Genomic DNA, 24,079 nt, shown 5'->3' with positions numbered 1-24,079 from the left:
TCAAAAATTATCAAATGCAGGTTCAAGTAATACTTGTTTCTCTTTCCCGACGCAATAAATCAATATTCCTCACAGTGTTCAGCTTCTTTCAATCAATAAACTCACGCTTATGGAGGCAAGAAAACTCATGCCAAATCAAGCTACAGCCGTCATCAATGGGCAGTTGGCTACCGGATCTCAATTATCAGCGCTGACGTTTGCTGGTCATGCCCACTTTACTGCCATGCAAGTGCGCAATGGAAAAATTCGGGGACTCGACCTGCACCTTGAACGCCTGCAACACGCCTCGCACCATTTATTCGGAAAATCGTTAAGTAACGAGGCCATTCTTCATCAGATTCGCGACGTCTTACGGTCCGGAGAGAACAATCGCTCTCTGATGGTTTATGTGTATTCTGACAGCGGAGAGTTTACTCCCCGAGAGGATAGTTCAAGGTTAAACATACTGATTCGCCAGTCTGCAGCCAGTGACGGTCCCCACGGCCCTTTAACCATGAAAACCTTTACTCATGAACGAATACTGCCTTCCATTAAGCATGTCGGGGAAATTGCAAAAACCCATTTGATGCGTCAAGCAGTTAACCAAGGATTCGATGACGCCATATTCACGGATAACCAGGGCCGGCTAACTGAAGCGAGTATCTGGAATCTCGCCTTCTGGGACGGTGAAGCAGTGATCTGGCCCAAGGGGGCAAAGTTGCGTGGCACCACAATGCAGATAGTGCAGCGTCAGCTGGACGCAATGCAGATACCGCAACAAGAGCAAAATATCACTGAAACCAACTTACTCTGTTTTCAGGCTGCCGCTGTCATGAACTCCTGGACACCGGGTATCGCGATTTCCAAGATCAATACAACGCATTTCTCTGATACCAGTGATTTTATCGCTTTATTACACCACGCATTCGCTAATGAAGCTTTAATCACGCCCTGAGTACCAGCAACTTTCTTTTTTTAGAAAGCGGATTGCAACATCATCAACATAGCGGGCAGCAAATGCCCGCCCACTTTACCTCAACATCGCTGTTACACGCCTTGCGAACCCAATCTTTTCGCTGTCGCAATCCACTCGGCACGCTCAGATTCTGATGACAGTATCACCGAGCCGAACAAGCTGGTGTCAGCTGCGCTGACGCCACTGAACTGCAGCGTAAACTGATCCAGCTGTGCCAGAACCGGGGCGGCCTGTACCGTCAGAAAGTCCTGCGGAGCATCCATGGTCAGGATGATCCTGGCTGTTTTTCCTGTCAGCAACTGCACCGGCTCCGGGTTATCACCTTCAAATTGAAAAGCAAATCCCGGCAAGAAGGTTCGGTCAATTAAGCCTTTAAATTTAGCGGGTAGCCCGCCCCACCACACAGGTGACACAATCACGATATGTTCGGCCCACCGCAGGAATTCCTGGAAATGCTGAAGGCAGGGTTCTAGCGGCTGAACCGCATCGTAACCCGAGTCAAGACTGGGGTTGAAGTGCATCTCCGACAGGTTCAGACGACGCACGCTACTGTGCTCCCGCGCTTCAAGGTCATACGCATCCGCGAGGCACTTGGCAAAGCTTTCCGCTTTGGGGTTGGCATTCAGTAACAGAATGTTTTTGCTCATGAGGTTTCCTTGTTGTCCAGAATCAATCATGAGTGTAAAGCCTCCCCTATAGGGCAGAGTCAAGCCGTCTGCGGGCAGCTATCCATAGATCGGAGACATAGCTCCACGCGTTTTATTTTCTGTTCAAGCAATGCTTGCTCTGCCATCAGTTGCTGCCTGACATCAAGCAAGAAACAATGAATACGATCCCAGTCCACGTCACCATCCCGGTAGCGTATCACGCCTTTCAGCCGGTTCAGGGTCACGCCAAGTTGCTTGGCCTCTTTGATAAGCTGGAGCACCTCGACGTCCGTCTCGGTATATACCCTGTAATTACCCTGACGAAGCGGAACGCGAATCAGGCCCATGTCTTCATACAACCTGATGGCCTTGACTGACAATCCTGCCCGCTTGGATACCGCGCCGATGTACATGTTATTTACCCTGCTTAAAAACTGACAGCCACAATCATACTGTAATTACAGGACTGATGCTGATCAGCCATCATGCCACAAGCCCAGTTGCTTCAAGCGTTTATAGACAGTATTTCGGCTCACGCTCATTGCTTCCGCGGTTTTACTCACATTGCGGCCCAGCGCCATGTACACTTTCGGCAACGCGGTCTGCCAGTCTTCTTCCAGCAGTTCGTCATCAATGTCGTCGGCGATGCGGGCGATCCCTTTGAGATCCCAGAAGAAATCATCCGGCAAATGCTGGGGCTCAATCACCTTACCTGCCGCCAGCACAGTAGCGACCCGCAGTACATTGTGTAACTGGCGGATATTGCCTGGCCAGTTGTGCGAATCGAACAGCTGCATGACCTCGTCACTGACAGTGACATGGCGATCACCGTCGCAGACTTCATCAAGCACAGACAGTACAAGCTGCGCCATATCCTGTCTGTCACGAAGAGCAGGCAGAGCCACAGTCAGGCCGTTGATCCGGTAATATAAATCTTCCCGGAACTGTCTGGCTTTTATCTCATCACGCAGTGACTGATGCGTGGCGCAGACCAGCTGAAAATCCACCGGATAGCTTTCACTGCTGCCTAAAGGCGTTACCCGTTTTTCTTGCAGCACACGCAGCAGCCTGGCCTGAGTCGGCAGCGGCATATCACCGATTTCATCCAGAAACAGCGTGCCTTTATCGGCACAACGGATCAGGCCCATGCTGCCTTTGGGGTTGGCTCCGGTAAAAGCCCCTTTGACATAGCCAAACAACTCGGATTCCACCAGCTCAGAAGGAATGGCGGCACAGTTGACTGCCACCATCTCAAACGCTGCCCGATGCGAAGAGGCATGAAAAGCGCGCACAAAACGCTCTTTTCCCACGCCGGTTTCGCCGTGTATCAATAAGGGAATATCACTGTTGAGCACACTCATCGCCTGATGAACGGCTTTTGCCATTTGCTTATCGCCCGTATCCAGATCCGTCAGTGAGGGCTCACACTGTGGTGTTTCCCGGGCTGCATGGCGGGGAAAGACAATGCCAGAGGGCGCAGTAACAGACGGTTCAGCCGGGGCGTTTATCCGGGCAAACAGCGGAAAAGACGTCAGCCCGCTGAATGTCAGTGTGGCGTCCTGCTGTGTTGCCATCAGCGCCTGCAGGGACATACCGGCCACCATGTCTATGGTGATGCCAGCCAATGGCTTACCTAACAACAAATCAGCCCGGCGGTTGGCTGACACAATTTGCCCCTGAAAATCAAACACCAGCAGTCCGGCCCACTGACTGCCCAGATTATCAGGACTGGTATTGAAGACAAATTGCCAGAAGTGCTGGCCATAAGCGGCAAGAATCAGCTGATTTTCAATCGCCTGGGACATGACTTTCACCATGCCATGTACCTGGGTCGTTGGCAGGTAAGCATCGCTGGAGACGTTAAGTACTCCCACAATCTGACGATGCGGATCAACAATGGGCGATGCCGAAGCATTCATAAAACGGTTTTGCAGCAGGAAATGCTCATCACGGCGGATGTCGGTAATCTGCTGCGTGTGCAAGGCTGTGCCAATCGCATTAGTGCCTATCACTTTCTCCTGCCAGCAGGCTCCGGGTTCAAATAATGCCGGTGCCATTTGCTGCATGAAAGACGGATTCCCCCAACGCTCCAGCAAATACCCCTCATGATCAGTGAGGATGACTAAACTGCTGCTGTTGGCGAGCATGCTCTGAAAACCGGGTAACACTTTCTCGCGGGTGACAGATACCATCACCTCTGCCAGCTGTCGTTTCTGCTGCCAGTGCAAGGGGCTCGCAAGGGTTAATTCAGGGGTCTGGTGACTGTCCAATCCGTAATCCCGGCAACGCTGCCAGGATTCGCAGACAAGGCGATCATCGCTTTGCAATCTGTTATCCATGTCGACCTTTGCTTCCACTCTCATTGCTATTTGGCCGCAGCCAGTCCAAACACACATTCCTGAACGTTAACTATTGTTCACACAATGTTAACAATCAACATATCCAACATGTTGTTAACGAATAACAAACAAGGCAGTAAAGACAAAATACCCTGTGAATCATAAAGATAGTCAATGCTCAAGGATGTTAAATAAAGGTGGCATGTTTTTAGCGTAGTGCTGATGAGTCACACACAGGGAGCCAGAACGGACATGTCGCTCATATTGGACAAAATCACCCGCACGGTAGACGGGCTAGATTGGATAAAAACTGCCAGCCTGATGCTTGAGCCCGGCTCCTTTAATGTATTACTGGGCCGCACGCTGGCTGGAAAAACCTCTCTGATGCGCTTAATTGCAGGTTTAGATAAACCCACGACGGGGAGCATTTCTTTCAATGGCCGCGATGTGACGGGACTTCCGGTCCGTGAACGCAATATCTCCATGGTGTACCAGCAGTTCATTAACTATCCCAATCTCACGGTTTACGAAAATATCGCCTCTCCGCTGCAACTGGAAAAACTGCCAAAAGCACAGATTGATGAACGTGTTATGCAGACCGCAAAGATGCTGCACATTGAAGATTTCCTCAAACGCTACCCGCTTGAATTATCAGGCGGTCAGCAACAGCGTACCGCCATGGCCCGCGCACTGGTGAAAGATGCCGATATCATTTTGTTCGACGAACCTCTGGTCAATCTCGATTACAAATTGCGCGAAGAGTTAAGGCAGGAAATGAGAGAGCTGTTTGCCTCCCGAAATACTATAGCTGTTTATGCCACCACCGAACCCAACGAAGCCCTCGCCCTGGGCGGTAATGTGGTGCTCATGCATGAGGGAGAGATCATTCAGTCGGGGCAGACCTCTGAGGTCTACCACAACCCGGCCAGTGTGACCTGCGCCGAGCTGTTTGGCGAACCACCGATCAACCTGATCAAAGGGCAAATCAGCGCGGATAATGTGTCATTTTCCGAACACGTCCACTTTGCCCTGAACGATGATTTAAGCGATCTGCCACCCGATCACTATGTCTTCGGCATCCGGCCGAATCACCTCACCTTAGTGCCGAACAACGATGACGATCTTGAGCTGGCGGTGGATGTCGAGCTGGCCGAAATCAGCGGCAGTGAAACTTTTCTCCATGTGTCCAACCGGGAACTGGCTATGGTGCTGCATCTCCCCGGCGTGCATGAGTACGCAGTCGACAGCCGTATCAATATTTATGTGCCCACCCATAAGCTTTATGTGTTTTCAAAAGAACGGCAGCTGATACAGGCTGCCCGTTCAGGCTGGGAGAAACAGTAATGGCAGAAATTCGTCTGGAATCATTGGCGCACAGTTACTCAGCGCACCCTGCCAGCGATGCGGATTACGCCATTCGCCGTATGAATCATGTCTGGGAAGACGGCGGTGCCTTTGCATTGCTCGGCCCGTCCGGCTGCGGAAAAAGCACCATGCTGAACATTATTTCCGGCCTGCTGACGCCCTCGGAAGGGGCGGTAAAGTTTAACGGTCAGACGGTGAACGGGCTGGCGCCTCAGGAGCGTAATATCGCCCAGGTTTTCCAGTTCCCTGTCATATACGACACCATGACAGTGTTTGACAACCTGGCCTTCCCGCTGCGAAACATGAAAACACCGGCAGCAAAAATCCGCAGTAAAGTGCAGGAAATTGCCGATATTCTCGAACTGACACCAGTGCTCGACAAAAAAGCCCGTAACCTCAATGCCGATGAAAAGCAGAAAGTGTCGATGGGACGAGGCCTGGTTCGTGATGATGTCTCGGCCATTTTGTTTGACGAGCCGCTGACCGTGATAGACCCTCACCTGAAATGGAAGCTGAGACGAAAGCTCAAGCAAATCCATGAGCAGTTCAATATCACTATGGTCTATGTCACCCATGATCAGCTGGAAGCAGCCACTTTTGCCGACAAAATTGCCGTGATGTACGACGGCGCCATTGTCCAGTTTGGTACGCCACGCGAACTGTTTGAGCAGCCTAACCATACCTTTGTCGGTTACTTTATCGGCAGCCCCGGCATGAATTTACTGCCGGTAACAAGAAGCAAAGAGCCCACAGAGGTGGCTTTCAACGGGTTACCGATTGCCCTGAGCGCCAGCCAGCAACTCGCCCTGGCTCACACCCAGTCAGAGAACATCAAAGTCGGGATACGCCCTGAATTTGTTCAATTGCGGGACACACAAAAAGAGGCCGGTTTCGCCGCCACTGTCACTCATACCGAAGATCTTGGCACCTACAAAATCGTCACCGTCATGCTGGCAGATACCCCGGTCAAAATCCGGCTTGCCGAAGGCTCGCCAGTACCAGCGCACCAAGGCTGGATCAATTTTCCCAGCCGATGGCTGAAGCTGTATATCGATGAGTATCTGGTCGGCGAAGACAGTGAAAACGGTGGTAAAGACGACCTGGGAGGTGGCGACAATGCAGCATAAAACCGACAATAACAAAGCATGGTGGCTGGTATTACCCGTTTTTCTGCTGGTGGCCTTTTCCGCCATCATTCCCTTAATGACAGTGGTGAATTACTCGATACAGGATATTTTCGATCAGAACACCGCCTATTTCGTTGGCAGCGAATGGTACAAAGAAATTCTCAATGACTCGCGCCTGCATGATTCGCTGCTGCGTCAGTTTATCTATTCAGCCTGCGTGCTGCTGATCGAAATTCCGCTCGGTATTCTCGTCGCGCTCACTATGCCGAGCAAAGGGGTCAAAGCGTCACTGGTACTGATAGTGCTCGCGATTCCGCTGCTGATCCCCTGGAACGTGGTCGGCACCATCTGGCAAATATTTGGCCGGGCTGACATCGGTCTGCTCGGCTGGTTTCTGAGCAATATCGGGGTTGACTACAACTATGCATCCAACCCTGTCGATGCCTGGGTCACAGTGCTGGTGATGGACGTCTGGCACTGGACCTCACTGGTCGCGCTGCTGTGCTATTCCGGTTTACGCGCCATTCCCGATGTCTATTATCAGGCCGCCAAAATAGACCGGGCCTCCAACTGGGCGGTTTTCCGCTATATACAATTGCCCAAGCTGAAAAATGTGCTGCTGATAGGTGTACTGCTGCGCTTTATGGACAGCTTCATGATTTACACCGAGCCTTTTGTACTGACCGGCGGCGGCCCCGGCAACGCCACCACTTTCCTGTCGCAAACCCTGACCAAAATGGCGGTAGGTCAGTTTGATATTGGCCCTGCCGCGGCGTTCTCCATCATCTATTTCCTGATCATCCTGCTGGTGTGCTGGCTGTTCTACACCTCAATGACAGCCATGGATAAGGAGAAATAATCATGCACAAGCGTAAAACGCTCATTTTGCTGCTGTACATCCTGTTTTTACTGCTGCCGATTTACTGGCTGCTGATGATGTCATTCAAAACCAATGAGGAGATTCTCGGCGGACTGACCTTCTGGCCGACTGAATTTACACTGGCCAATTATAAAGTGATCTTTACCGATCCCTCCTGGTACAGCGGTTATATCAATTCGCTGACTTATGTCTCGATGAATACCGTGATTTCTTTGCTGGTCGCCCTGCCTGCCGCCTATGCCTTTTCGCGCTACCGGTTTATTGGCGACAAGCACATGTTCTTCTGGCTGCTCACCAACCGTATGTCGCCGCCGGCGGTGTTCCTGCTGCCTTTCTTTCAGCTTTATTCCTCTGTCGGGCTGTTCGACACCCACATTGCCGTTGCACTGGCGCACTGCCTGTTCAACGTGCCGCTGGCGGTGTGGATTCTGGAAGGCTTTATGTCGGGCGTACCGAAAGAGATTGACGAAACGGCTTACATTGACGGCTACAGCTTTCCGCGCTTTTTCATCCGTATTTTTCTGCCCATGATCCGCTCAGGCATAGGGGTCACCGCTTTCTTCTGTTTCATGTTCAGTTGGGTCGAACTGCTGCTGGCCCGCACCCTGACATCCGTTAATGCCAAGCCGATTGTCGCCACCATGACCCGTACTGTCAGTGCCTCCGGCATTGACTGGGGCGTGCTTGCCGCGGCCGGCGTACTCACGATCATTCCCGGATTGCTGGTGATTTGGTTTGTTCGCAACCATGTTGCCAAAGGCTTTGCCCTTGGCCGTGTTTAGCATGATACCGGAAAGGAGATCATAATGAATTGGATGGCCTGGACCCTGCCCAGCGCACTGTTCTTTATTTCTATCGCCGGCATTTTGCTGACGATGACCGTCTTCGAAATCCTCAAACCTTGTGTTGAACGCAAAGGCTTTTTGCCCATCAGCACAACCCGGGGAGATCGACTGTTTATCGGCCTGCTCAGCAGTGCCTATATACACCTGCTCTTCCTTGGCATCACTGACCTGTCGATATGGATACCTTTTACGTTATCTGTGTTATGGCTGGCCATTTTGCTGCGTTGGGGATAATACAAGACTAAGGAGTTCACGCATGAACCGGACACGCTTTGTACCTAAACCGACTACATTAGGACTGATCATCAGCTTGTTGCTTTCGCCGGCAGCACTGGCTGATCAATACAGCGATGCGGCGAAGAAATGGATTGACGATGAGTTTGCGCAGTCGTCGCTCAGCAAAGACGACCAGATGAAAGAGCTGGCCTGGTTTACTGAAGCCGCCAAACCCTTCCGCGGCATGGAAATCAAAGTGGTTTCTGAAACCATCACCACCCACGAGTATGAATCAAAAGTGCTGGCAAAAGCCTTTGAGGAAATCACCGGCATCAAGGTGACCCATGATTTGATTCAGGAAGGGGATGTGGTGGAAAAACTGCAGACCGAAATGCAGTCGAACCGCAGTATCTACGACGCCTATATCAATGATTCCGATCTGATTGGTACCCACTTTCGCTACGGCAAGGTCATTCCGATCAGCGATTACATCACAGGGGAAGGGAAAGACGTTACCCTGCCCACGCTGGATCTGGACGATTTTATCGGCCTGAGCTTTACCACAGGGCCGGACGGCAAGGTTTATCAGCTTCCCGATCAGCAATTTGCCAACCTGTACTGGTTCCGGGCCGACTGGTTTGAACGCGAAGACCTGCAAAAACAGTTTAAAGAGATCTACGATTACGACTTAGGTGTGCCGGTTAACTGGTCTGCCTATGAAGACATTGCTGAATTCTTTACCGAGCATGTGAAAGAAATCGACGGCAAACGCGTTTACGGCCACATGGATTACGGTAAAAAAGATCCGTCGCTTGGCTGGCGCTTCACCGATGCCTGGTTCTCCATGGCGGGCGCGGGGGATAAAGGGTTGCCGAACGGTAAACCCGTGGACGAATGGGGCATTCGGGTGGAAGGCTGTCGTCCGGTTGGCTCCGGCGTCGAGCGGGGCGGTGCTACCAATGGCCCGGCAGCTGTCTATGCCACCACCAAGTACGTCGAATGGCTGAACAAGTACGCGCCCGCAGAAGCCCAGGGCATGACCTTCTCTGAAGCCGGTCCCGTTCCCGCACAAGGCAATATCGCTCAGCAAATTTTCTGGTACACCGCTTTCACGGCCGATATGACTAAACCCGGGCTGGAAGTGGTGAATCCGGATGGCACGCCTAAATGGCGTATGGCCCCATCGCCCAAAGGCCCCTACTGGGAAGAAGGGATGAAACTGGGCTATCAGGATGCCGGTTCATGGACGCTGATGAAAGCCACCGATCCCGAGCGCCGCAAAGCCGCCTGGTTATATGCGCAGTTCACCGTAGCGAAAACCGTGTCGCTGAAGAAAACCCTGGTCGGCCTGACCCCGATTCGTGAGTCAGACATCAACTCTGACATCATGACAGAAGCGGCGCCTAAGCTGGGTGGCCTGGTTGAATTCTACCGCAGCCCGGCACGGGTTCAGTGGACGCCAACCGGCACCAATGTGCCTGACTATCCGAAGCTGGCTCAGCTCTGGTGGCAGTACATAGCCGAAGCCGCGAACGGCGAGAAAACCCCGCAGCAGGCACTGGACGGGCTGGCAACCGCACAGGATCGCGTGCTGGAACGTCTGGAACGTGCCAATGTGCAGGGGGAATGTGGCCCTAAACTCAATAAGCCAAGAGATGCCGCCTACTGGCTGGCCCAACCCGGCGCACCGAAAGCCAAGCTGGCTAACGAGAAGCCCAAAGGCGTGACCATTAAATACGCTGAGCTGCTGAAATCCTGGCAGCAGTGACGAGCAGGTAACAGAAACCATCAGGGAGGCATAATGCCTCCCTGATGTTGCAATCAGCTGAACGTTGAAATATATAACTTTTCCACTTTTGCTCTCGCCCAGTCCGTTTTGCGTAAAAACTTCAGTGACGATTTAATGGAAGGGTCATTTTTAAAACAGTTAATATCGATTTCGCACGCCAGAATCATCCACCCATAATGATCAACCAATTGGGTTAAGATTTTTTCCAGAGTCAGGCCGTGCAGGGGGTTATTCGGTTGTTCGCGGGTCATAAGCTTTTCTTCGGTGGCAGTGTTGGTAACGGGGAAGAGTATACAGAATATTTCGCCATCCGGCATGGAGACAATGCATCCGCCCCAAAGTATTACTTTCACTCTGGTCGGTAAGCTGAGAGAATGCCGCGGTCATTTCAAATAAAACGACCCATCATGAAACTTTTAGTTCGTAACCTTTCTCGTTCAACCACTGAACAAGACATCCGTAAATTGTTTTCTGAACACGGCAAAGTCACAGAGTGCACTTTGGTGTTAGATCAGGAAACCGGCCATTCCAAAGGCTTCGCTTTCGTCGAAATGCCGGATCAGGATCAAGCCAAAGCAGCAATAACCAGCCTGAACATGACATCGCTTGCCAAAAGCAAAATTCGGGTGAAAAAAGCTCACTAAATCAGTTATCCGATAGCCAGAAAAGAAGCCCCTTTTCTGGCTGTTTCATTTCTGCTTCCAGACAATCAACGCACAGATAAGCAACACATACCGATATTCACCTCCTCAGGCACCCTTGAAGAAAATATTTTTGAACCTTCAAAGCAATGCCATTTAACTGCTCTGTCGATAAGCCTTCTCTGTCTGTCATCTTTGGTCTGTCATCTTTGCCTATATTTTTGATCAGGCTGAAAATAGTAGCCTGAATCCCGTAGGATTTATCTGTGTTTATTCATATCAAATCAGACTAGACTGAGTTGAACTCTCATTGCTAAAGGAAAATACCATGATTCAACAAGGCCAGACTCTGCCAGCCGCTACCCTGGGTGAACTGACCAAAGACGGCATGGTCAACCATGACGTTGCAGAACTGTTTGCAGGCAAGAAAGTGGTGTTGTTTGCGGTTCCCGGCGCCTTCACGCCGACTTGCTCGGAATCTCACCTGCCAGGTTATGTTGTGCTGGCTGATCAGCTGAAAGCCAAAGGCGTGGATATCATTGCCTGCGTGTCAGTCAACGATGCCTTTGTGATGCAAGCCTGGGGCGAAGCACAAAATGCTTCAGAAATTATGATGCTGGCAGACGGTGACGGCAGTTTCACCAAAGCGCTGGGCCTGGAGATGGACACCGCGAAGTTCGGCGGCCTGCGCTCGCAACGCTATGCGATGATCATCGACAACGGTGTTGTCACACAGCTGAACGTAGAAGCACCAAAAGAATTTGAAGTCAGCAAGGCAGAAACCATTCTGGCAAGCCTGTAATTTCAGAAAAACACAACGGAAGCGAAAGCTTCCGTTGTTCTCGGCTTTACTTTATCTCTGTCATCGAAAAATGATGGCTGGCAATGTGAAACCCTTCCCGTAAATAGAACTTATGCGCCGCAAAACGCTGCACGCCCGAGTCCAGATGCAGTTGCTGGCACCCCTGCTCTTTTGCGTACACTTTAAACCAGTCAATCAAACATTCTCCGACCCCCTTGCTGCGGTGTTGCTCAGCCGTCACCAGGTCATCAATATAAATGGCTTTGCCCCAGGCCAGCTTATCTGACACTACAAACCCTGCCACACCCATCACCTGATCGCCCGATTTGACGTAAACCACCTGATAGCCCTGCGCCATCTGCCGGGTGATCTGCGCCAGCAAAGCGGCTCTGTCGTACTGCGGCCGCAACTGGCGCAAAACATCCAGCACTGAGGGTTGATCCTGATTATCTTCAAAAAAATGTACTTTCATCGGGTTCCTGTGACTTCCTGTTCAGATCTTGATGTCGTTGTCTGTTTATAGCGTTTTCAATCGCACCTGCACAATGATTTTATCCATAGCCAGTTAATCGCGCTAACCATAAGGCTGTGCGCTTTAGTTCACTGATTGCACCCTGCCATCAATCCAGACTTTGATATCGGCCAGCACACGTTCAACCTGGCTCTGGCCCTGTGCATCATTGAAAGCATGATCAAGGCCAGCATAGGTATGAGGTTGGATATGGGGGGCGGTTTTCTTTAATGCCCTGACCATGGTGTCAAACGCATACGGGCTCACGTTGGTATCCTCTTCCGACTGAATCAAAAGCACAGGCACATCAATCGCTTGCAGTATCTGCTGCTGGTCGGCAGTCAGCATGGCTTTCCACCATGGAAAACCGTGCCCACTGACAGCAATGTCCATCTCGTTACTCTGTATCACGGCTTCAGAAAACTGTCTGAACCCTTTTTCCGCTTCGCTGAAAGCCTGCGCTGGCATCTGGGACTGCATATTATAGAGCACGTCATCAATGAAAAAGCGCCCACCGCCATTCAGCGCTACCACAGCGGTCACTTTGTCACTCTTCGCGGCCAGCAGATTCGCCACCAACGCCCCTTCACTGCCCCCCAGCAAGATAATCTGGGCATAACGATTGTCCTGATCCAGTTTATCCAGCACCGCCAGGTAATCATCCACCCGTTGTAACGGAGAATCCTGTTTCAGATAGGCGTCAGGACAGTCCGTCCGCTGCGGATCGGTATTCCAGCTCAACCCGTTATCAATCCCGTATTTTTCTACCGTCAGAATGTCGGCACCTGCCATCACCTGGCTAAAATTTTCATTGATATTTTTATTATGAAAAACACTGTTGCAGTCTGAACCCTGAACCAGCACCAGCAAACTGTCGCTGCCACGCCCGGTCAGATAATAGGTAATCTCCGAACCATCACTCCGTTTAACCGCTTCCGTCACCATTGACAAAGCCGGCAAGGACGCCACTGAAAAGACAGTAGCCACCGTTAACAATAAGCGCTTTAACATCCATTTATCTCCTGTGATCCAATCATCTTCTTGGATAACGCTTTTGACATATTGTTCCCAATAAAATGCAACATCACACATAGTCTGCATTTTTCTATCAGGTCAGCTCGTGCTGTGACCCGTGAAGGACGATTGCGAAACATGACTGCCGTTTAAATCATGGCGACCTCTGAACCCATGCCGCAACACAAATGATTTCAGATAAAGATGGCAGGCATTATCATGGTTTTGGTAATCTTATCCGGCAACGGTTCATTTTGAGCCGTAAATACAAATGATTATTCGATAAAACAGCCACTTATATAATGAAAAATATCGAAACGAAATGGTTACAGGATTTTCTGACACTGGCCGAACTGCGTAACTTTTCCCATGCAGCCGCTGTACGTAATGTGACGCAGCCGGCTTTCAGTCGCCGGATAAAATCCCTTGAAGCCGAACTAGGGCTGAATTTAATCGATCGCAGCAAAACCCCCATCGAGCTGACACTGAAAGGCAAGCAGTTTAAAACGACTGCGCTGTCGATTCTTCAGCAACTGGATGACGAAGTGAGCCGTCTGGCTGGCAGCTCATTTCTGGGTCGTCATACCGTGCGGATCAGCTCTTCGCATTCCATGGCGATCAGTGTGCTGCCTAAGCTGCATGCCTGTTTGTTTAACCCGACCTTAAACACTCAGCTTTCTGTGGTAGCCAATGAGGTGGATGACGCGGTAAAACAGCTGATCGACGGTAAATGCGATTTTCTGTTTTCATTCTATGAGGACAGCCTGCAAATGGCGCCTTACCGTTCTGTTTATCTGGGGCGCTCTTATCTGTACTGCGTGTCGGCGGTCGATGAACATGGTAAACCACTCTTTGATCCCGCAGACAATGATGCCGTGCCGTCGCTGGACTATACCCCGGAAAGTTACATGGGCCGGGCGCTGCAACGCGCCAACCGGACATTAACGCCGAATACTGTCTGTACCTCATCGATGACAGATTTCATCAAAGCCCTGGTGATGCAAGGGAAAGGCATCAGCTGGTTACCGGATTACGCCATCAAAGATGAGCTGGCCGCCGGACGGCTACAGATACTGACCGCACGGGAGCCCGTGCCGCTGGATTTGTACATTTACCGTTATCACTCCCGGCTCCACCCGACCTGCGAAGCCATCTGGAGTGCGCTGAGTAAGATCAGCCCGATTGATGGCCTGATGAGCAGGGACTGACAATCACTGTCCCCCAGAAATAAAAAAACCTCCCTTGAAAACAAGGGAGGTAAAGGATGTAGGGTTTCAAGACCTTTTATTTATTGTTCTTTAAATTCTTTCAGTTATTACATTCTTTCAGCTGTACAGCTTGGCTTTGTAGCTCGGGCGCATCAGGTTCTGAGCAGAGAAAATATCGTTCAGCTCCTCTTCACTCAGCAGGCCACGCTCCATCGCAACTTCTTTCACGCTACGACCGGTTTCAGCACAAATCTTACCGACGATATCGCCTTCGTGGTGGCCGATATACGGGTTCAGGTAAGTTACGATACCGATAGAGTTGAAGACATAATCTTCACAGATCTGGCGGTTCACTTTGATACCCGAGATGCATTTGTCCGCCAGATTGATACAGGCATTGCTCAGCAGTTCAATCGACTCGAAAATAGCCTGGCCGATCACCGGCTCCATCACGTTCAGCTGCAACTGTCCGGCTTCTGCCGCAAAGGTCACTGTGGTGTCGTTACCGATCACTTTAAAGCACACCTGATTCACCACTTCCGGAATCACAGGGTTTACTTTAGCTGGCATGATGGATGAACCCGCCTGCATTTCCGGCAGGTTGATTTCATTGAGACCGGCACGCGGACCCGATGACAGCAGACGCAAATCGTTACAGACTTTCGACATCTTAACCGCCAGTCGCTTCAGCGCGCCGTGCACTGTCACGTAAGCGCCACAGTCAGAGGTCGCTTCAATCAGATCTTCTGCTGGTACACAGTCCAGGCCGGTCGCTTCTGCCAGATATTTCACCGCCAGTTCCTGATAGCCAGCCGGGGCGTTCAAGCCGGTACCAATCGCTGTGGCACCCAGGTTCACTTCCAGCAGCAAGGCCGCGGAATATTTCAGGTTTTTGATTTCTTCTTTCAGCAAAATACTGAAAGCGTGGAATTCTTGTCCGACCGTCATCGGTACGGCGTCCTGCAACTGAGTACGGCCCATCTTCAGCACATCACTGAACTCTTCGCTTTTGGCATCAAACGCCGCCTGCAGATGCTCAATAGAACCCACCAGCTTGATAATGCTGTTGTACACGGCCACACGGAAGCCTGTCGGGTAAGCACAGTTGGTCGACTGGCTCTTGTTAACATGATCATTCGGGTTAATGATGTGATACTCGCCTTTGGCATGGCCTTTCAGCTCCAGCGCAATATTGGCGATCACTTCATTGGTGTTCATGTTCACAGAAGTACCTGCGCCGCCCTGATACACGTCAGAGATGAACTGATCCATGCATTTACCTGTTTCCAGAATCAGATCGCAGGCTTGAATGATGTACTGGCCCACTTCCGACGGAATGCTGCCCAGCTCCATATTGGCACGTGCTGCCGCTTTCTTGGTAAAGACCATGCCGCGAACAAACTCTGGCACGTCGGAAATACGCATTGAAGAAATATTGAAGTTCTCGTAAGCGCGAAGAGAATGAATGCCGTAATAAGCAGAAGCGGGAATTTCACGCTGGCCTAACAGATCTTCTTCAATACGTACTTGCTGGACAGTATCAAGCATAGCGGTCACCTTAAACTCATGGGTAGGAAAGAGATACCACTTCGCCGCTTATACGAGCCATCTTCAGCTTCTTATGGCGGCTAAGTGCTTCATACAATCGTCGTTTTGAGCCTTAAAGGGAAATGCATAAAAGTAAGCAACAATGCAATTAATGCATAGCTGAAGAGATTGCAAAAAAAGGCTATTTATTCTTATCAGCCCGGAACGCTTAATAACCGGCACTTTATGCATCACTTATGCATGAAACCATTAAACACTTTTATAAGCAGCCTGTTAGCCTGCACTCTGGCGAGATCGCTCAATCTGCAGGAATATGATCCTGGTCTGAATATTGTCTTTTATCCATCACACTAAAAATGCATTGCCTACCCATTGTAATTCACAAACTCTTGCACGATTTTCCTCATTTTCTGTCCACAAAACCTATTCGCCCGTATAAAAAGTCACCTGTATAAAAAGCCGCCTGTGTAAAAAGTCGCCTGTGTAAAAAGTCGCACGCATAAAAAAGGCCAGCCTTTGCGGCTGGCCTATCTCTCTATAGAGCTCAACGAGGATTAAGCGATATCTTCGCTCGCCGTCAGGGTCGTTTTCTCTGTACTGCGGTTATAGACTTCAGTATCCAGCTCGTCTTCGCTGCGACCAACCAGGACAGCAACCATCAGATCGCCACAGACATTCACAGTGGTACGAGCCATATCCAGAATACGGTCAATACCGGCGACAATCGCCAGACCTTCCATTGGCAGGCCAACTGTGGTCAGTACCAGCGACAGCATGATCAGGCCGGCACCCGGTACACCGGCGGTACCAATGGAAGCCAGCGTTGCTGTCATCACTATGGCAACATAGTCGGCAAACTCCAGGTTAATACCAAATGCCTGTGCGACAAACAGCGCCGCCACACCCTGATACAACGCCGTGCCGTCCATGTTAATGGTCGCGCCTAACGGCAGAACAAAACTGGACACACCTTTAGATACACCCAGCTCTTCACGGGCGCATTTAATGCTGGCAGGCAAGGTGCCTGAACTGCTGGTGGTGGTAAACGCCACTGCAGCCGGGGTCGCAATCCCTTTGATATAAGGCATAGGGTTAAGACGACCGAAGACTTTGATCACCGCCGGGTAGAACAGCAGTACATGCAGCAGGCTGCCGATGTAAGCCACCGCAATCACTTTAAACAGTGGCAGCAGGATTTCCAGACCGTATTTACCGGCCACCCAGGCCATCAGACCGAAGATACCGTAAGGCGCCAGCTTCATGACCAGTTCAGTCAGCTTGTACATGGCCTCAGCCAGACTTTCGAACACCTGAACGGCAGGTTTTCCTTTCTCACCACACAGGTTCAGCGCCACACCCAGGCCCAGAGCGAATACGATGATTTGAAGAATGTTCCCTGTTGCCAGTGCACTGATAGGGTTGTTCGGGATTAAACTGAGCAGTGTCTGAACCAGAGTCGGCGCTTCTTTCGCTTCTGCCGCCGCCGCTGTTGCCGTCATCTCCAAGCCGGCACCCGGTGCCAGGATACTGGACAGGCCAAGACCGATACTGATGGCCACTGCTGTGGTCGAGAGGTAAATCACAATGGCTTTGGCGCCAATTCGTCCCATCTTGCGGGTATCTTGCATGGAGGTCACGCCGACCACCAAAGAGCAGAACACCAGAGGCACGATGAGCATTTTAATGGCATTGATAAACAGAGTACCGATAGGCTTGAGGATTTCTGCATCCGGGCCGAGCAGGCTGCCCGCGATGACCCCAAGAATCATACCGACCAGAATTTTCTTCCATAAGGCGAGTCCGCCCCACATACCTTTCGGGGTTGGCTTCTCGTGAGCTTGTTCCATGTTATTTCCTTATCCAATTGACAGAAGTCGGGTGAATCCCCGTTTCTGCTTAGCTGTCATTGTTTACACGTCAGGATGGGCTGAGCCCATACATACAGGAACAGGATTAATGCAAGCATGATGCCAAACATCAAAGAAAATACAAGTCATTGTTTTTTATTTAGAAAAGATAACAGAAGAGAAATAGACCAACCTAAGAAGGGGTATAACCAAAGGAATAGGCGCGAGTGGCAAACCCGAACCTTTTCTTTATAAAACATAATCTTATTGACTATTTACAAAGTTATAACCTTTACTTTGGTTATAGGGGTTCATCCAGCCCGACCCTGTGAAGCCTGATGCGCGGCGATTATTCCGGCTGAGATTTTTTCAGTCGCTTGCTGAGCGCGGGCTGCGAGATCCCAAGAAACTTCGCCGCCAGAGACTGATTGCCCTCCGCCCGGCGCATGGCTTCCTGAATCAGTAAATCGCCCATTTCCTGCAGGGTCGGCAGAGACTGCTCCGGATCGAACATAGTCAGGCTGTTTCCTGCAGCCATCTCACTGACGTCATTGTCCTGATCCAGCACCCGGCGAAACACCTCCATGGACAACATGCGCGAGCGGTGCTGACTCATGGCATCATACGCCAGCGCCCTCAGCTCACGGATATTGCCGGGAAAGGCATAGTTTGCCAGCAGCACCGGCAGCTCTTTCGGGATGGTCGGCTTGGTTTTGCCCAGCTCATCGGCCGCTTCCTGTAAAAAGTGCTCCAGCAGCAAAGGAATATCCTGACGGCGCTGGCGCAAGGGCGGAATATCCACCTGATGGGTTTTCAAACGGTAATAGAGGTCTTTGCGGAACTCGCCGCTTTGTTGCTTCTGCACCAGATTCTGATGCGTGGCCACCACAATCCGTGCGTTGAGACGTTTCGGCCTGTCACTGCCGAGGGGATAGTATTCCCCTTCCTGAATCAGGCGCAGCAACTTGACCTGTGATGTCTGGCTCAAGTCGCCGATTTCATCGAGAAAAAGGGTGCCGCCTGCCGCTTGTTCGATCAGACCGGCGCGGGGTTTATCGGCACCGGTAAACGCGCCGCGGTGGTGACCAAACAAGGTGTCGGCAAACACATTGTCGTCCAGTCCGGCGACATTCACGCTGATCAGCGGCCCGGCACGCTCACTCAGGGTATGCAGCGCCCGGGCGATCAGCTCTTTACCGACACCACTCTCACCGCACACCATCACAGGCTGGCTGCTCGGCGCTACCGATTCGAGATACTGGAACACAGAGCGCATGCCTTTATCTCGGGTAATGATGTCGCCAAAAGCCTCCGGCCGCTCCAGGGTGTCAGTCAGAAACCGGCGCCGCAGCGCGTTGTGCTCTTCGCGCATTTCCTGCAGCAAAATGGCCCGTTTCACGCCTTCGATCAGCCGGTTTTCCTCTGTGGTTTTCACGAAGTAATCATAAGCACCGAGCCGGATACAATTGACCGCCGTTTCGACCTGATTCAGCCCGCTGATAATAATGACGCCGACTTCAGGAAATTCTGTCTTGATCTGCTGCAGCAAGACTTCGCCGGACAGGTGCGGCATGGTCAGATCCAGCAGCACCAGGCCGATATTTTCCTGTTCAATAATGGCCATGGCATCGCGGCTGTCCTGACACTGGACGATATGATTGATGCCGCCCCGCCGCTCCAGCACGATACTCAGGCTGCGCAGAAAGGCCGGTTCATCATCCACCAGCAAGACACCGAATGCAGGATAGCGATTTGTCTTCATTAAACAGTTGTCCCTTTCAAGGCTGGCAGCGCAAGCGTCACGCAAGTGCCTTGTTGTAGTCTAGAGTCATATTTCAACGTGCCGCCATGTTCACTCACTATGCTGAATGAGATAGACAGCCCCAAGCCCGTCCCGCCTTGCTCACGCTTGGTGGTAAAGAAAGGATCACTCAAATGAGGAAGATGCTCAGGGTCGATGCCCTGCCCCTGATCGCAGATTTCCAGGATCAGCAAATTGTCAGCGGGGTTAAAACCGGTCGTCACCCTGATGCTTTGTTGCTGTGACGTCAGCGCCTGACAGGCATTGATGATCAGATTGATGATCACTTGCTCGATCCGCTGGCCGTTGCCTTCAAAACACGGCAGCTGATCGCCGTATTCGACAGAAAAGTGATGGGTCGATGTCAATAAGGTGCTGTCGACCAAACGAATCGCCGCCGCCGTGACCTGATTCAGATCTACCACTTCATTGAGCGCACTGGGTTCCTGGCGGGCAAAATCCCTCAGATCATCGACAATCCGGCGGATCCGCTGGGTCCCCGCCTGCATATCATCCAGCATGGAGGGAATTTCCTCCCGCATCCGGCTGTAGGCCAGCCCGCCTAAGGTGAAATCGCCATACTGCTGATAATGGGCATCCAGAATGTCTTCCGCATCCTGATACGCGTCTTTGAGAATGGGTAAATTCAGCAGCAGCAAACTGCTGGGGTTGTTGATCTCATGGGCCATGCCAGACACCAAAATGCCCAGCGAGGTCATTTTATCCGCCTGAATCAGCTGTTGCTGCTGGAGTTGCTGCGCTTTTGTCCGCCGCGCCACTTCCCGGCTCAGTGCCCGGTTCCAGATCATGATCCCCCCCAGCACCAGCAATAGAAGGGCGGAAATCGTGGCCGCCGCCATGCCCAGTTTCTTCCAGCTGATCCCCGGCGTTTCCAGCGGGCCCAGCCATTTGTCGTAGATAGCTTGCTGACGGCCGGTGTTTTTCAAAATCGCCAGCCCTTCGCTGAACTGGGCCAGTAAATCTTCATGGCCTTTTTGCACTGCATAGCCGTAATGCTGGGCACCAAAAGGTTTCCCTACCGGAATGATATTCGACAGATCCAACGCCTTGCCGGTATACAGACCCGGCAGGTTCGCCACCAGCGCGTAGTCATGCTGACCGGAGGCTAGCAAACGCAGTCCATCGGCGTGAGAGTCCACCAGCACCAGGTTTGCACCCGGCTGCTGATTACTCAGGTAATCGTGCATCGCACCGCTGCGCTGAACAATCACGGATTTGCCCGCCAGGTCATCAAGACTGGCCACAAAGGGGGTGCCCTTTCGGGCAAACACCGACTGATGCACTATGGCATGGGGCGGCGAAAAACTGTATCTCGCCTGCCGGGCACTGGACTGTATCATGCCCTGGACGATATCAATCTCGCCCTGATCAAACTGACGGCGGATATCATTCCATGCCCCCATTTTGATCTCGATATGGATACCCATCAGTTCGGCAATTGCCAGAGTCAGCTCGGTGTTGTAGCCATCCGGCTCACCGTCTTCATTGATGAACTCATAAGGCGGGTAGTTGTGATCCGCGCCGATAATAATGACCTGACTGTCTGGTGCAGCCATCACACCGAAGGTGCAGAAGAAAGACAGCCCGACACCGAGCCAGCGCATCCAGGCACCACATATGTCACGACAGCCTGTCAGCTTCTGGATCATGCAATCTTCCTTCATCAGCCCGGCCTGACCGGCAAAGCAGTCAGTCAGCCGGATTTGGCGACACCGGGCAGAACGTGATATTCCGCCCAACAAACGAAGGGGCTATTTTATAGATTTGCCAACAATAGCCAAGGAAAGAAAGTGACGCACCGACAGAAGTATCTCCCTGTCAGCACAGTGCCTGTTCACCCGCCACTGGCGGGATCCTCCAGTTGCCATACTTTCGAGTTATTTCAATATTTTCACAAAATCAAATGAAACATGATGCACACTATTAATCTTAATCTATAACTGAAAGTGACCTTACAAACAACAAGAGGCTAGATCAGTCATGATTCAAAAATCTCCCAATGTCGGTAACATTTCTCCGAAGCACGGCCGTGCTGTCAACCCGCCTTCACGCGGTGTCGTTGCGATGGAACAAGGTTGGTGGGGCCTGCAAGAGTGGCATGCCAACGAACTGGAAGGTGGTAAGAACTTTCCCGAGCTAACCGGTGGCCCTGCCTTGTATGAACCCACCGATTCACCCAGCGAACAGCCACCTGCAGATGGCTTGATTTGCAGCGGTGGTCGTCAGGATGAGCGTCAGAAACTCAACCTCACCGACAGGGAACTGATTGCAGAGGGGAAAACAGCCTGGCCTAAGATTCCAGTACCAACGAATAAGATTGTCGACATCGAGTGGGTGTATACCATGGCTCATAAAACCCGTGGATACGTAGCTTTCATCACCAAAGATGGCTGGAATCCAGACCAGGCGATTTCCCGCTCTCAGCTTGAAGCCAAGCCATTTTATGAAAATGTTTATCCGGAAGCCCCATACTGGGATCATGAACTCCCGGCTAAAACACATCATCAAGTGGCATTGCCTGAAAATAAAAAGGGCCATCACGTCGTCGTCTTGCTCTGGCTGGTTGCCGATACCGGCAATGCGTTTTATCAAACCTTTGATTTCGACTTCGGGGTTTAACTGTTCGTTCTGGTCATTTCTAATCGTGAAAGCCCTGGGGTAAACACGCAATCACGAGGCGGGAACATGTTTCCCGCCTCGTGTCGTGGTTGAAGTTTCTGGTGACGCGGAGGTATGTCGCGCTTGAGTTCGGTGGCTCTTTTGGCATGGTGCGATGCGCGCCAGTTACTCTTTGCTGGCACAAACAGTAACCAGAAATGCCTTTTTGTTCTTTGCCGCTGTCCGGGCCGGTTGTAGGCGCTCCCGGCGCCGACAATCCAAAAATTCGTCCTGAATTTTTCCCTGTGTGAGTGCCATCAATGTACATTTTCAATCCGTTATTTCCGCAACAGGCGGGAATCCATGCGGCGAGTTCGGTTTTTTTAGGCTGAGGATTCTGGGGAAGCGGAGGTATGTCGCGCTTGAGTCCGGTGGCTCTTTTGGCATGGTGCGATACGCGCCAGACACTCTTTATGGGGATAAAGAGTGCCCAGAAAGCCCTTTTTGTTCTTTGGCGCTGTCCGGGCCGGTTGTAGGCGCTCCCGGCGCCGACAACCTAAAAATTCGTCCTGAATTTTTCCCTGTGGGAGTGCCATCAAAGTACATTTTCAACCCGTCAATCCCGCGCAAGGCGGGAAGCTATACAGCGAGTTCGTTTTTTGTGGCTGAGAATTCTGGTTAAGCGAAGGTATGTCGCGCTTGAGTCTGGGGTTTTCTTGGCATTGTGCGATGCGCGCCAGACACTCTTTATCGGGATAAAGAGTGCCCAGAAAGCCCTTTTTGTTCTTTGGTGTTGGCCGGGCCGGTTGTAGGCGCTCCCGGCGCCGACAACCTAAAAATTCGTCCTGAATTTTTCCCTGTGGGAGTACCATCAATGTACATTCTCAACCCGTCATTCCCGCGACAAGGCGGGAATCCATACAGCGAGTTCGTTTTTTATGGCTGAGGATTCTGGGGAAGCGGAGGTATGTCGCGCTTGAGTCCGGTGGCTCTTTTGGCATGGTGCGATGCGCGCCAGGCACTCTTTATCGGGATAAAGAGTGCCCAGAAAGCCCTTTTTGTTCTTTGGCGCTGTCCGGGCCGGTTGTAGGCGCTCCCGGCGCCGACAACCTAAAAATTCGTCCTGAATTTTGCCCTGTGGGAATGCCATCAATGTACTTTTCACCCCGTCATTCCCGCGACAGGCGGGAATCCATGCGGCGAGTTCGGTTTTTAAGGCTGAGGATTCTGGTTAAGCGAAGGTATGTCGCGCTTGAGTCTGGGGTTTTCTTGGCATTGTGCGATGCGCGCCAGACACTCTTTATAGGGATAAAGAGTGCCCAGAAAGCCCTTTTTGTTCTTTGGCGTGGTCCGGGCCGGTTGTAGGCGCTCCCGGCGCCGACAACCTAAAAATTCGTCCTGAATTTTTCCCTGTGGGAATGCATCAATGTACATTTTCAACCCGTCATTCCCGCGACAGGCGGGAATCCATACAACCAGTGCAGCTTTTAAGGCAGGGGATTCTGGTGAACCGGAGGTATGTCGCGCTTGAGTCCAGTGGCTCGTTTGGCATGGTGCGATGCGCGCCAGACACTCTTTATAGGGATAAAGAGTGCCCAGAAAACCCTTTTTGTTCTTTGCCGTTGTCCGGGCCGGTTGTAGGCGCTCCCGGCGCCGACAACCTAAAAATTCGTCCTGAATTTTTCCCTGTGGGAATGCCATCAATGTACTTTTCACCCCGTCATTCCCGCGACAGGCGGGAAGCTATACAGAGGGTGTGATTTTTTGCGGTCAGTCATGAAATACAAATAAGTCAATAACATCAATTGGGTAGCGTGAGATATCTAAAATAATCATTCGCTTAGGTGATTATAATCAGGGATAATTTTACGACAGTGTTAAGCGAAATAATGTCGTATAACAAAATGTTAAATATCATACCATAA

General features: G+C 51.4%; 22 protein-coding genes. 11 read left to right on the top strand and 11 right to left on the bottom strand.

Annotated features, from left to right (window positions below):
* The first annotated feature begins 127 nt into the window (after positions 1-127).
* Positions 128-934 carry an aminotransferase class IV family protein gene (locus IFO68_RS12720; protein WP_192016218.1) on the top strand — a complete coding sequence of 269 codons (807 nt, stop codon included), beginning with the start codon at positions 128-130 and terminating at the stop codon, positions 932-934.
* A 92-nt stretch (positions 935-1,026) separates the two neighbouring features.
* Here IFO68_RS12720 and IFO68_RS12715 read toward each other — a convergent pair whose 3' ends face one another.
* The 3 genes from IFO68_RS12715 to IFO68_RS12705 form a co-directional block, all read right to left on the bottom strand.
* Positions 1,027-1,602 (bottom strand): NAD(P)H-dependent oxidoreductase, encoded by a 576-nt coding sequence (locus IFO68_RS12715; protein WP_192016217.1) that lies wholly within the window; start codon positions 1,600-1,602, stop codon positions 1,027-1,029.
* 59 nt (positions 1,603-1,661) lie between these two features.
* Positions 1,662-2,015: a MerR family transcriptional regulator gene (locus IFO68_RS12710; RefSeq protein WP_192016216.1), complete on the bottom strand. Its 354-nt coding sequence runs from the start codon at positions 2,013-2,015 to the stop codon at positions 1,662-1,664.
* A gap of 63 nt (positions 2,016-2,078) precedes the next feature.
* Complete coding sequence (locus IFO68_RS12705; RefSeq protein ID WP_192016215.1) at positions 2,079-3,941, bottom strand: sigma-54-dependent Fis family transcriptional regulator; 1,863 nt, start codon at positions 3,939-3,941, stop codon at positions 2,079-2,081.
* A gap of 252 nt (positions 3,942-4,193) precedes the next feature.
* Here IFO68_RS12705 and IFO68_RS12700 point away from each other — a divergent pair, with 252 nt between their 5' ends.
* Genes IFO68_RS12700 through IFO68_RS12675 form a run of 6 tightly spaced genes read left to right on the top strand, consistent with a single transcriptional unit; the run spans position 4,194 to position 10,142 of the window.
* Complete coding sequence (locus tag IFO68_RS12700; RefSeq protein ID WP_192016214.1) at positions 4,194-5,285, top strand: ABC transporter ATP-binding protein; 1,092 nt, start codon at positions 4,194-4,196, stop codon at positions 5,283-5,285.
* On the top strand, positions 5,285-6,433 hold the full coding sequence (locus tag IFO68_RS12695; protein ID WP_192016213.1) for an ABC transporter ATP-binding protein: 1,149 nt from the start codon (positions 5,285-5,287) through the stop codon (positions 6,431-6,433). Before IFO68_RS12700 ends, IFO68_RS12695 begins: the two co-directional genes overlap by 1 nt.
* Positions 6,423-7,292, top strand: a complete 870-nt coding sequence (locus tag IFO68_RS12690) for a carbohydrate ABC transporter permease (protein WP_192016212.1) — start codon at positions 6,423-6,425, stop codon at positions 7,290-7,292. Before IFO68_RS12695 ends, IFO68_RS12690 begins: the two co-directional genes overlap by 11 nt.
* 2 nt (positions 7,293-7,294) lie before the next feature.
* Positions 7,295-8,095: a carbohydrate ABC transporter permease gene (locus IFO68_RS12685; RefSeq protein WP_192016211.1), complete on the top strand. Its 801-nt coding sequence runs from the start codon at positions 7,295-7,297 to the stop codon at positions 8,093-8,095.
* A 24-nt stretch (positions 8,096-8,119) separates the two neighbouring features.
* The gene (locus IFO68_RS12680) at positions 8,120-8,392 is read left to right on the top strand and encodes a DUF2160 domain-containing protein (RefSeq protein ID WP_192016210.1); all 273 of its coding nucleotides are present in this window, start codon (positions 8,120-8,122) and stop codon (positions 8,390-8,392) included.
* Between the two features lie 22 nt (positions 8,393-8,414).
* Positions 8,415-10,142: an ABC transporter substrate-binding protein gene (locus IFO68_RS12675; RefSeq protein ID WP_192016209.1), complete on the top strand. Its 1,728-nt coding sequence runs from the start codon at positions 8,415-8,417 to the stop codon at positions 10,140-10,142.
* A 53-nt stretch (positions 10,143-10,195) separates the two neighbouring features.
* On the opposite strand, the gene IFO68_RS12670 is transcribed toward IFO68_RS12675, so the two are convergent.
* Positions 10,196-10,414 (bottom strand): VF530 family protein, encoded by a 219-nt coding sequence (locus tag IFO68_RS12670; RefSeq protein ID WP_192016301.1) that lies wholly within the window; start codon positions 10,412-10,414, stop codon positions 10,196-10,198.
* 156 nt (positions 10,415-10,570) lie between these two features.
* On the opposite strand from IFO68_RS12670, the gene IFO68_RS12665 reads away from it, so the two are divergent.
* Both IFO68_RS12665 and IFO68_RS12660 read left to right on the top strand, forming a co-directional pair.
* Positions 10,571-10,807, top strand: coding sequence for an RNA recognition motif domain-containing protein (locus tag IFO68_RS12665; protein ID WP_192016208.1), 237 nt, complete (start codon positions 10,571-10,573; stop codon positions 10,805-10,807).
* Positions 10,808-11,132: 325 nt separating this feature from the next.
* Complete coding sequence (locus IFO68_RS12660) at positions 11,133-11,606, top strand: peroxiredoxin (protein ID WP_161456136.1); 474 nt, start codon at positions 11,133-11,135, stop codon at positions 11,604-11,606.
* 46 nt (positions 11,607-11,652) lie between these two features.
* On the opposite strand, the gene IFO68_RS12655 is transcribed toward IFO68_RS12660, so the two are convergent.
* Together IFO68_RS12655 and IFO68_RS12650 are read right to left on the bottom strand one after the other, a co-directional pair.
* Positions 11,653-12,078 carry a GNAT family N-acetyltransferase gene (locus IFO68_RS12655; protein ID WP_192016207.1) on the bottom strand — a complete coding sequence of 142 codons (426 nt, stop codon included), beginning with the start codon at positions 12,076-12,078 and terminating at the stop codon, positions 11,653-11,655.
* A 123-nt stretch (positions 12,079-12,201) separates the two neighbouring features.
* Positions 12,202-13,128, bottom strand: coding sequence for an alpha/beta hydrolase family protein (locus IFO68_RS12650; protein ID WP_192016206.1), 927 nt, complete (start codon positions 13,126-13,128; stop codon positions 12,202-12,204).
* Between the two features lie 305 nt (positions 13,129-13,433).
* On the opposite strand from IFO68_RS12650, the gene IFO68_RS12645 reads away from it, so the two are divergent.
* Complete coding sequence (locus IFO68_RS12645) at positions 13,434-14,339, top strand: LysR substrate-binding domain-containing protein (RefSeq protein ID WP_192016205.1); 906 nt, start codon at positions 13,434-13,436, stop codon at positions 14,337-14,339.
* A gap of 117 nt (positions 14,340-14,456) precedes the next feature.
* Here the strand turns inward: IFO68_RS12645 and aspA are convergent, their stop codons facing one another.
* The 4 genes from aspA to IFO68_RS12625 form a co-directional block, all read right to left on the bottom strand.
* A complete protein-coding gene (gene aspA, locus IFO68_RS12640) occupies positions 14,457-15,887 on the bottom strand; it encodes an aspartate ammonia-lyase (RefSeq protein ID WP_192016204.1) in 1,431 nt (476 codons plus the stop codon).
* A gap of 554 nt (positions 15,888-16,441) precedes the next feature.
* A complete protein-coding gene (locus IFO68_RS12635) occupies positions 16,442-17,734 on the bottom strand; it encodes a dicarboxylate/amino acid:cation symporter (protein WP_192016203.1) in 1,293 nt (430 codons plus the stop codon).
* A gap of 349 nt (positions 17,735-18,083) precedes the next feature.
* On the bottom strand, positions 18,084-19,496 hold the full coding sequence (locus IFO68_RS12630; RefSeq protein WP_192016202.1) for a sigma-54-dependent transcriptional regulator: 1,413 nt from the start codon (positions 19,494-19,496) through the stop codon (positions 18,084-18,086).
* Positions 19,496-21,205: a transporter substrate-binding domain-containing protein gene (locus IFO68_RS12625; RefSeq protein ID WP_225445211.1), complete on the bottom strand. Its 1,710-nt coding sequence runs from the start codon at positions 21,203-21,205 to the stop codon at positions 19,496-19,498. The genes IFO68_RS12630 and IFO68_RS12625 overlap by 1 nt, the downstream gene beginning before the upstream one ends.
* 331 nt (positions 21,206-21,536) lie before the next feature.
* On the opposite strand from IFO68_RS12625, the gene IFO68_RS12620 reads away from it, so the two are divergent.
* A complete protein-coding gene (locus IFO68_RS12620) occupies positions 21,537-22,175 on the top strand; it encodes a lytic polysaccharide monooxygenase auxiliary activity family 9 protein (RefSeq protein ID WP_192016201.1) in 639 nt (212 codons plus the stop codon).
* Positions 22,176-23,366: 1,191 nt separating this feature from the next.
* Here the strand turns inward: IFO68_RS12620 and IFO68_RS12615 are convergent.
* On the bottom strand, positions 23,367-23,870 hold the full coding sequence (locus IFO68_RS12615; RefSeq protein ID WP_192016200.1) for a hypothetical protein: 504 nt from the start codon (positions 23,868-23,870) through the stop codon (positions 23,367-23,369).
* Positions 23,871-24,079 lie beyond the last annotated feature (209 nt).

Origin of the sequence: Photobacterium arenosum (assembly GCF_014841115.1) — a bacterium.
GTDB classification, from domain to species: Bacteria; Pseudomonadota; Gammaproteobacteria; order Enterobacterales; family Vibrionaceae; genus Photobacterium; species Photobacterium arenosum.
The sequence above is the reverse complement of the archived record's forward strand: the minus strand, read 5'-3'. Positions and strand labels throughout refer to the sequence as shown.

Excerpts from the sequence above, each read along its gene's own strand:
- IFO68_RS12720 (WP_192016218.1), top strand. The coding sequence starts at position 128 with ATGCCAAATCAAGCTACAGCCGTCATCAATGGGCAGTTGGCTACCGGA.
- IFO68_RS12715 (WP_192016217.1), bottom strand. The coding sequence starts at position 1,602 with ATGAGCAAAAACATTCTGTTACTGAATGCCAACCCCAAAGCGGAAAGC.
- IFO68_RS12710 (WP_192016216.1), bottom strand. The coding sequence starts at position 2,015 with ATGTACATCGGCGCGGTATCCAAGCGGGCAGGATTGTCAGTCAAGGCC.
- IFO68_RS12705 (WP_192016215.1), bottom strand. The coding sequence starts at position 3,941 with ATGGATAACAGATTGCAAAGCGATGATCGCCTTGTCTGCGAATCCTGG.
- IFO68_RS12700 (WP_192016214.1), top strand. The coding sequence starts at position 4,194 with ATGTCGCTCATATTGGACAAAATCACCCGCACGGTAGACGGGCTAGAT.
- IFO68_RS12695 (WP_192016213.1), top strand. The coding sequence starts at position 5,285 with ATGGCAGAAATTCGTCTGGAATCATTGGCGCACAGTTACTCAGCGCAC.
- IFO68_RS12690 (WP_192016212.1), top strand. The coding sequence starts at position 6,423 with ATGCAGCATAAAACCGACAATAACAAAGCATGGTGGCTGGTATTACCC.
- IFO68_RS12685 (WP_192016211.1), top strand. The coding sequence starts at position 7,295 with ATGCACAAGCGTAAAACGCTCATTTTGCTGCTGTACATCCTGTTTTTA.
- IFO68_RS12680 (WP_192016210.1), top strand. The coding sequence starts at position 8,120 with ATGAATTGGATGGCCTGGACCCTGCCCAGCGCACTGTTCTTTATTTCT.
- IFO68_RS12675 (WP_192016209.1), top strand. The coding sequence starts at position 8,415 with ATGAACCGGACACGCTTTGTACCTAAACCGACTACATTAGGACTGATC.
- IFO68_RS12670 (WP_192016301.1), bottom strand. The coding sequence starts at position 10,414 with ATGACCCGCGAACAACCGAATAACCCCCTGCACGGCCTGACTCTGGAA.
- IFO68_RS12665 (WP_192016208.1), top strand. The coding sequence starts at position 10,571 with ATGAAACTTTTAGTTCGTAACCTTTCTCGTTCAACCACTGAACAAGAC.
- IFO68_RS12660 (WP_161456136.1), top strand. The coding sequence starts at position 11,133 with ATGATTCAACAAGGCCAGACTCTGCCAGCCGCTACCCTGGGTGAACTG.
- IFO68_RS12655 (WP_192016207.1), bottom strand. The coding sequence starts at position 12,078 with ATGAAAGTACATTTTTTTGAAGATAATCAGGATCAACCCTCAGTGCTG.
- IFO68_RS12650 (WP_192016206.1), bottom strand. The coding sequence starts at position 13,128 with ATGTTAAAGCGCTTATTGTTAACGGTGGCTACTGTCTTTTCAGTGGCG.
- IFO68_RS12645 (WP_192016205.1), top strand. The coding sequence starts at position 13,434 with ATGAAAAATATCGAAACGAAATGGTTACAGGATTTTCTGACACTGGCC.
- aspA (WP_192016204.1), bottom strand. The coding sequence starts at position 15,887 with ATGCTTGATACTGTCCAGCAAGTACGTATTGAAGAAGATCTGTTAGGC.
- IFO68_RS12635 (WP_192016203.1), bottom strand. The coding sequence starts at position 17,734 with ATGGAACAAGCTCACGAGAAGCCAACCCCGAAAGGTATGTGGGGCGGA.
- IFO68_RS12630 (WP_192016202.1), bottom strand. The coding sequence starts at position 19,496 with ATGAAGACAAATCGCTATCCTGCATTCGGTGTCTTGCTGGTGGATGAT.
- IFO68_RS12625 (WP_225445211.1), bottom strand. The coding sequence starts at position 21,205 with ATGATCCAGAAGCTGACAGGCTGTCGTGACATATGTGGTGCCTGGATG.
- IFO68_RS12620 (WP_192016201.1), top strand. The coding sequence starts at position 21,537 with ATGATTCAAAAATCTCCCAATGTCGGTAACATTTCTCCGAAGCACGGC.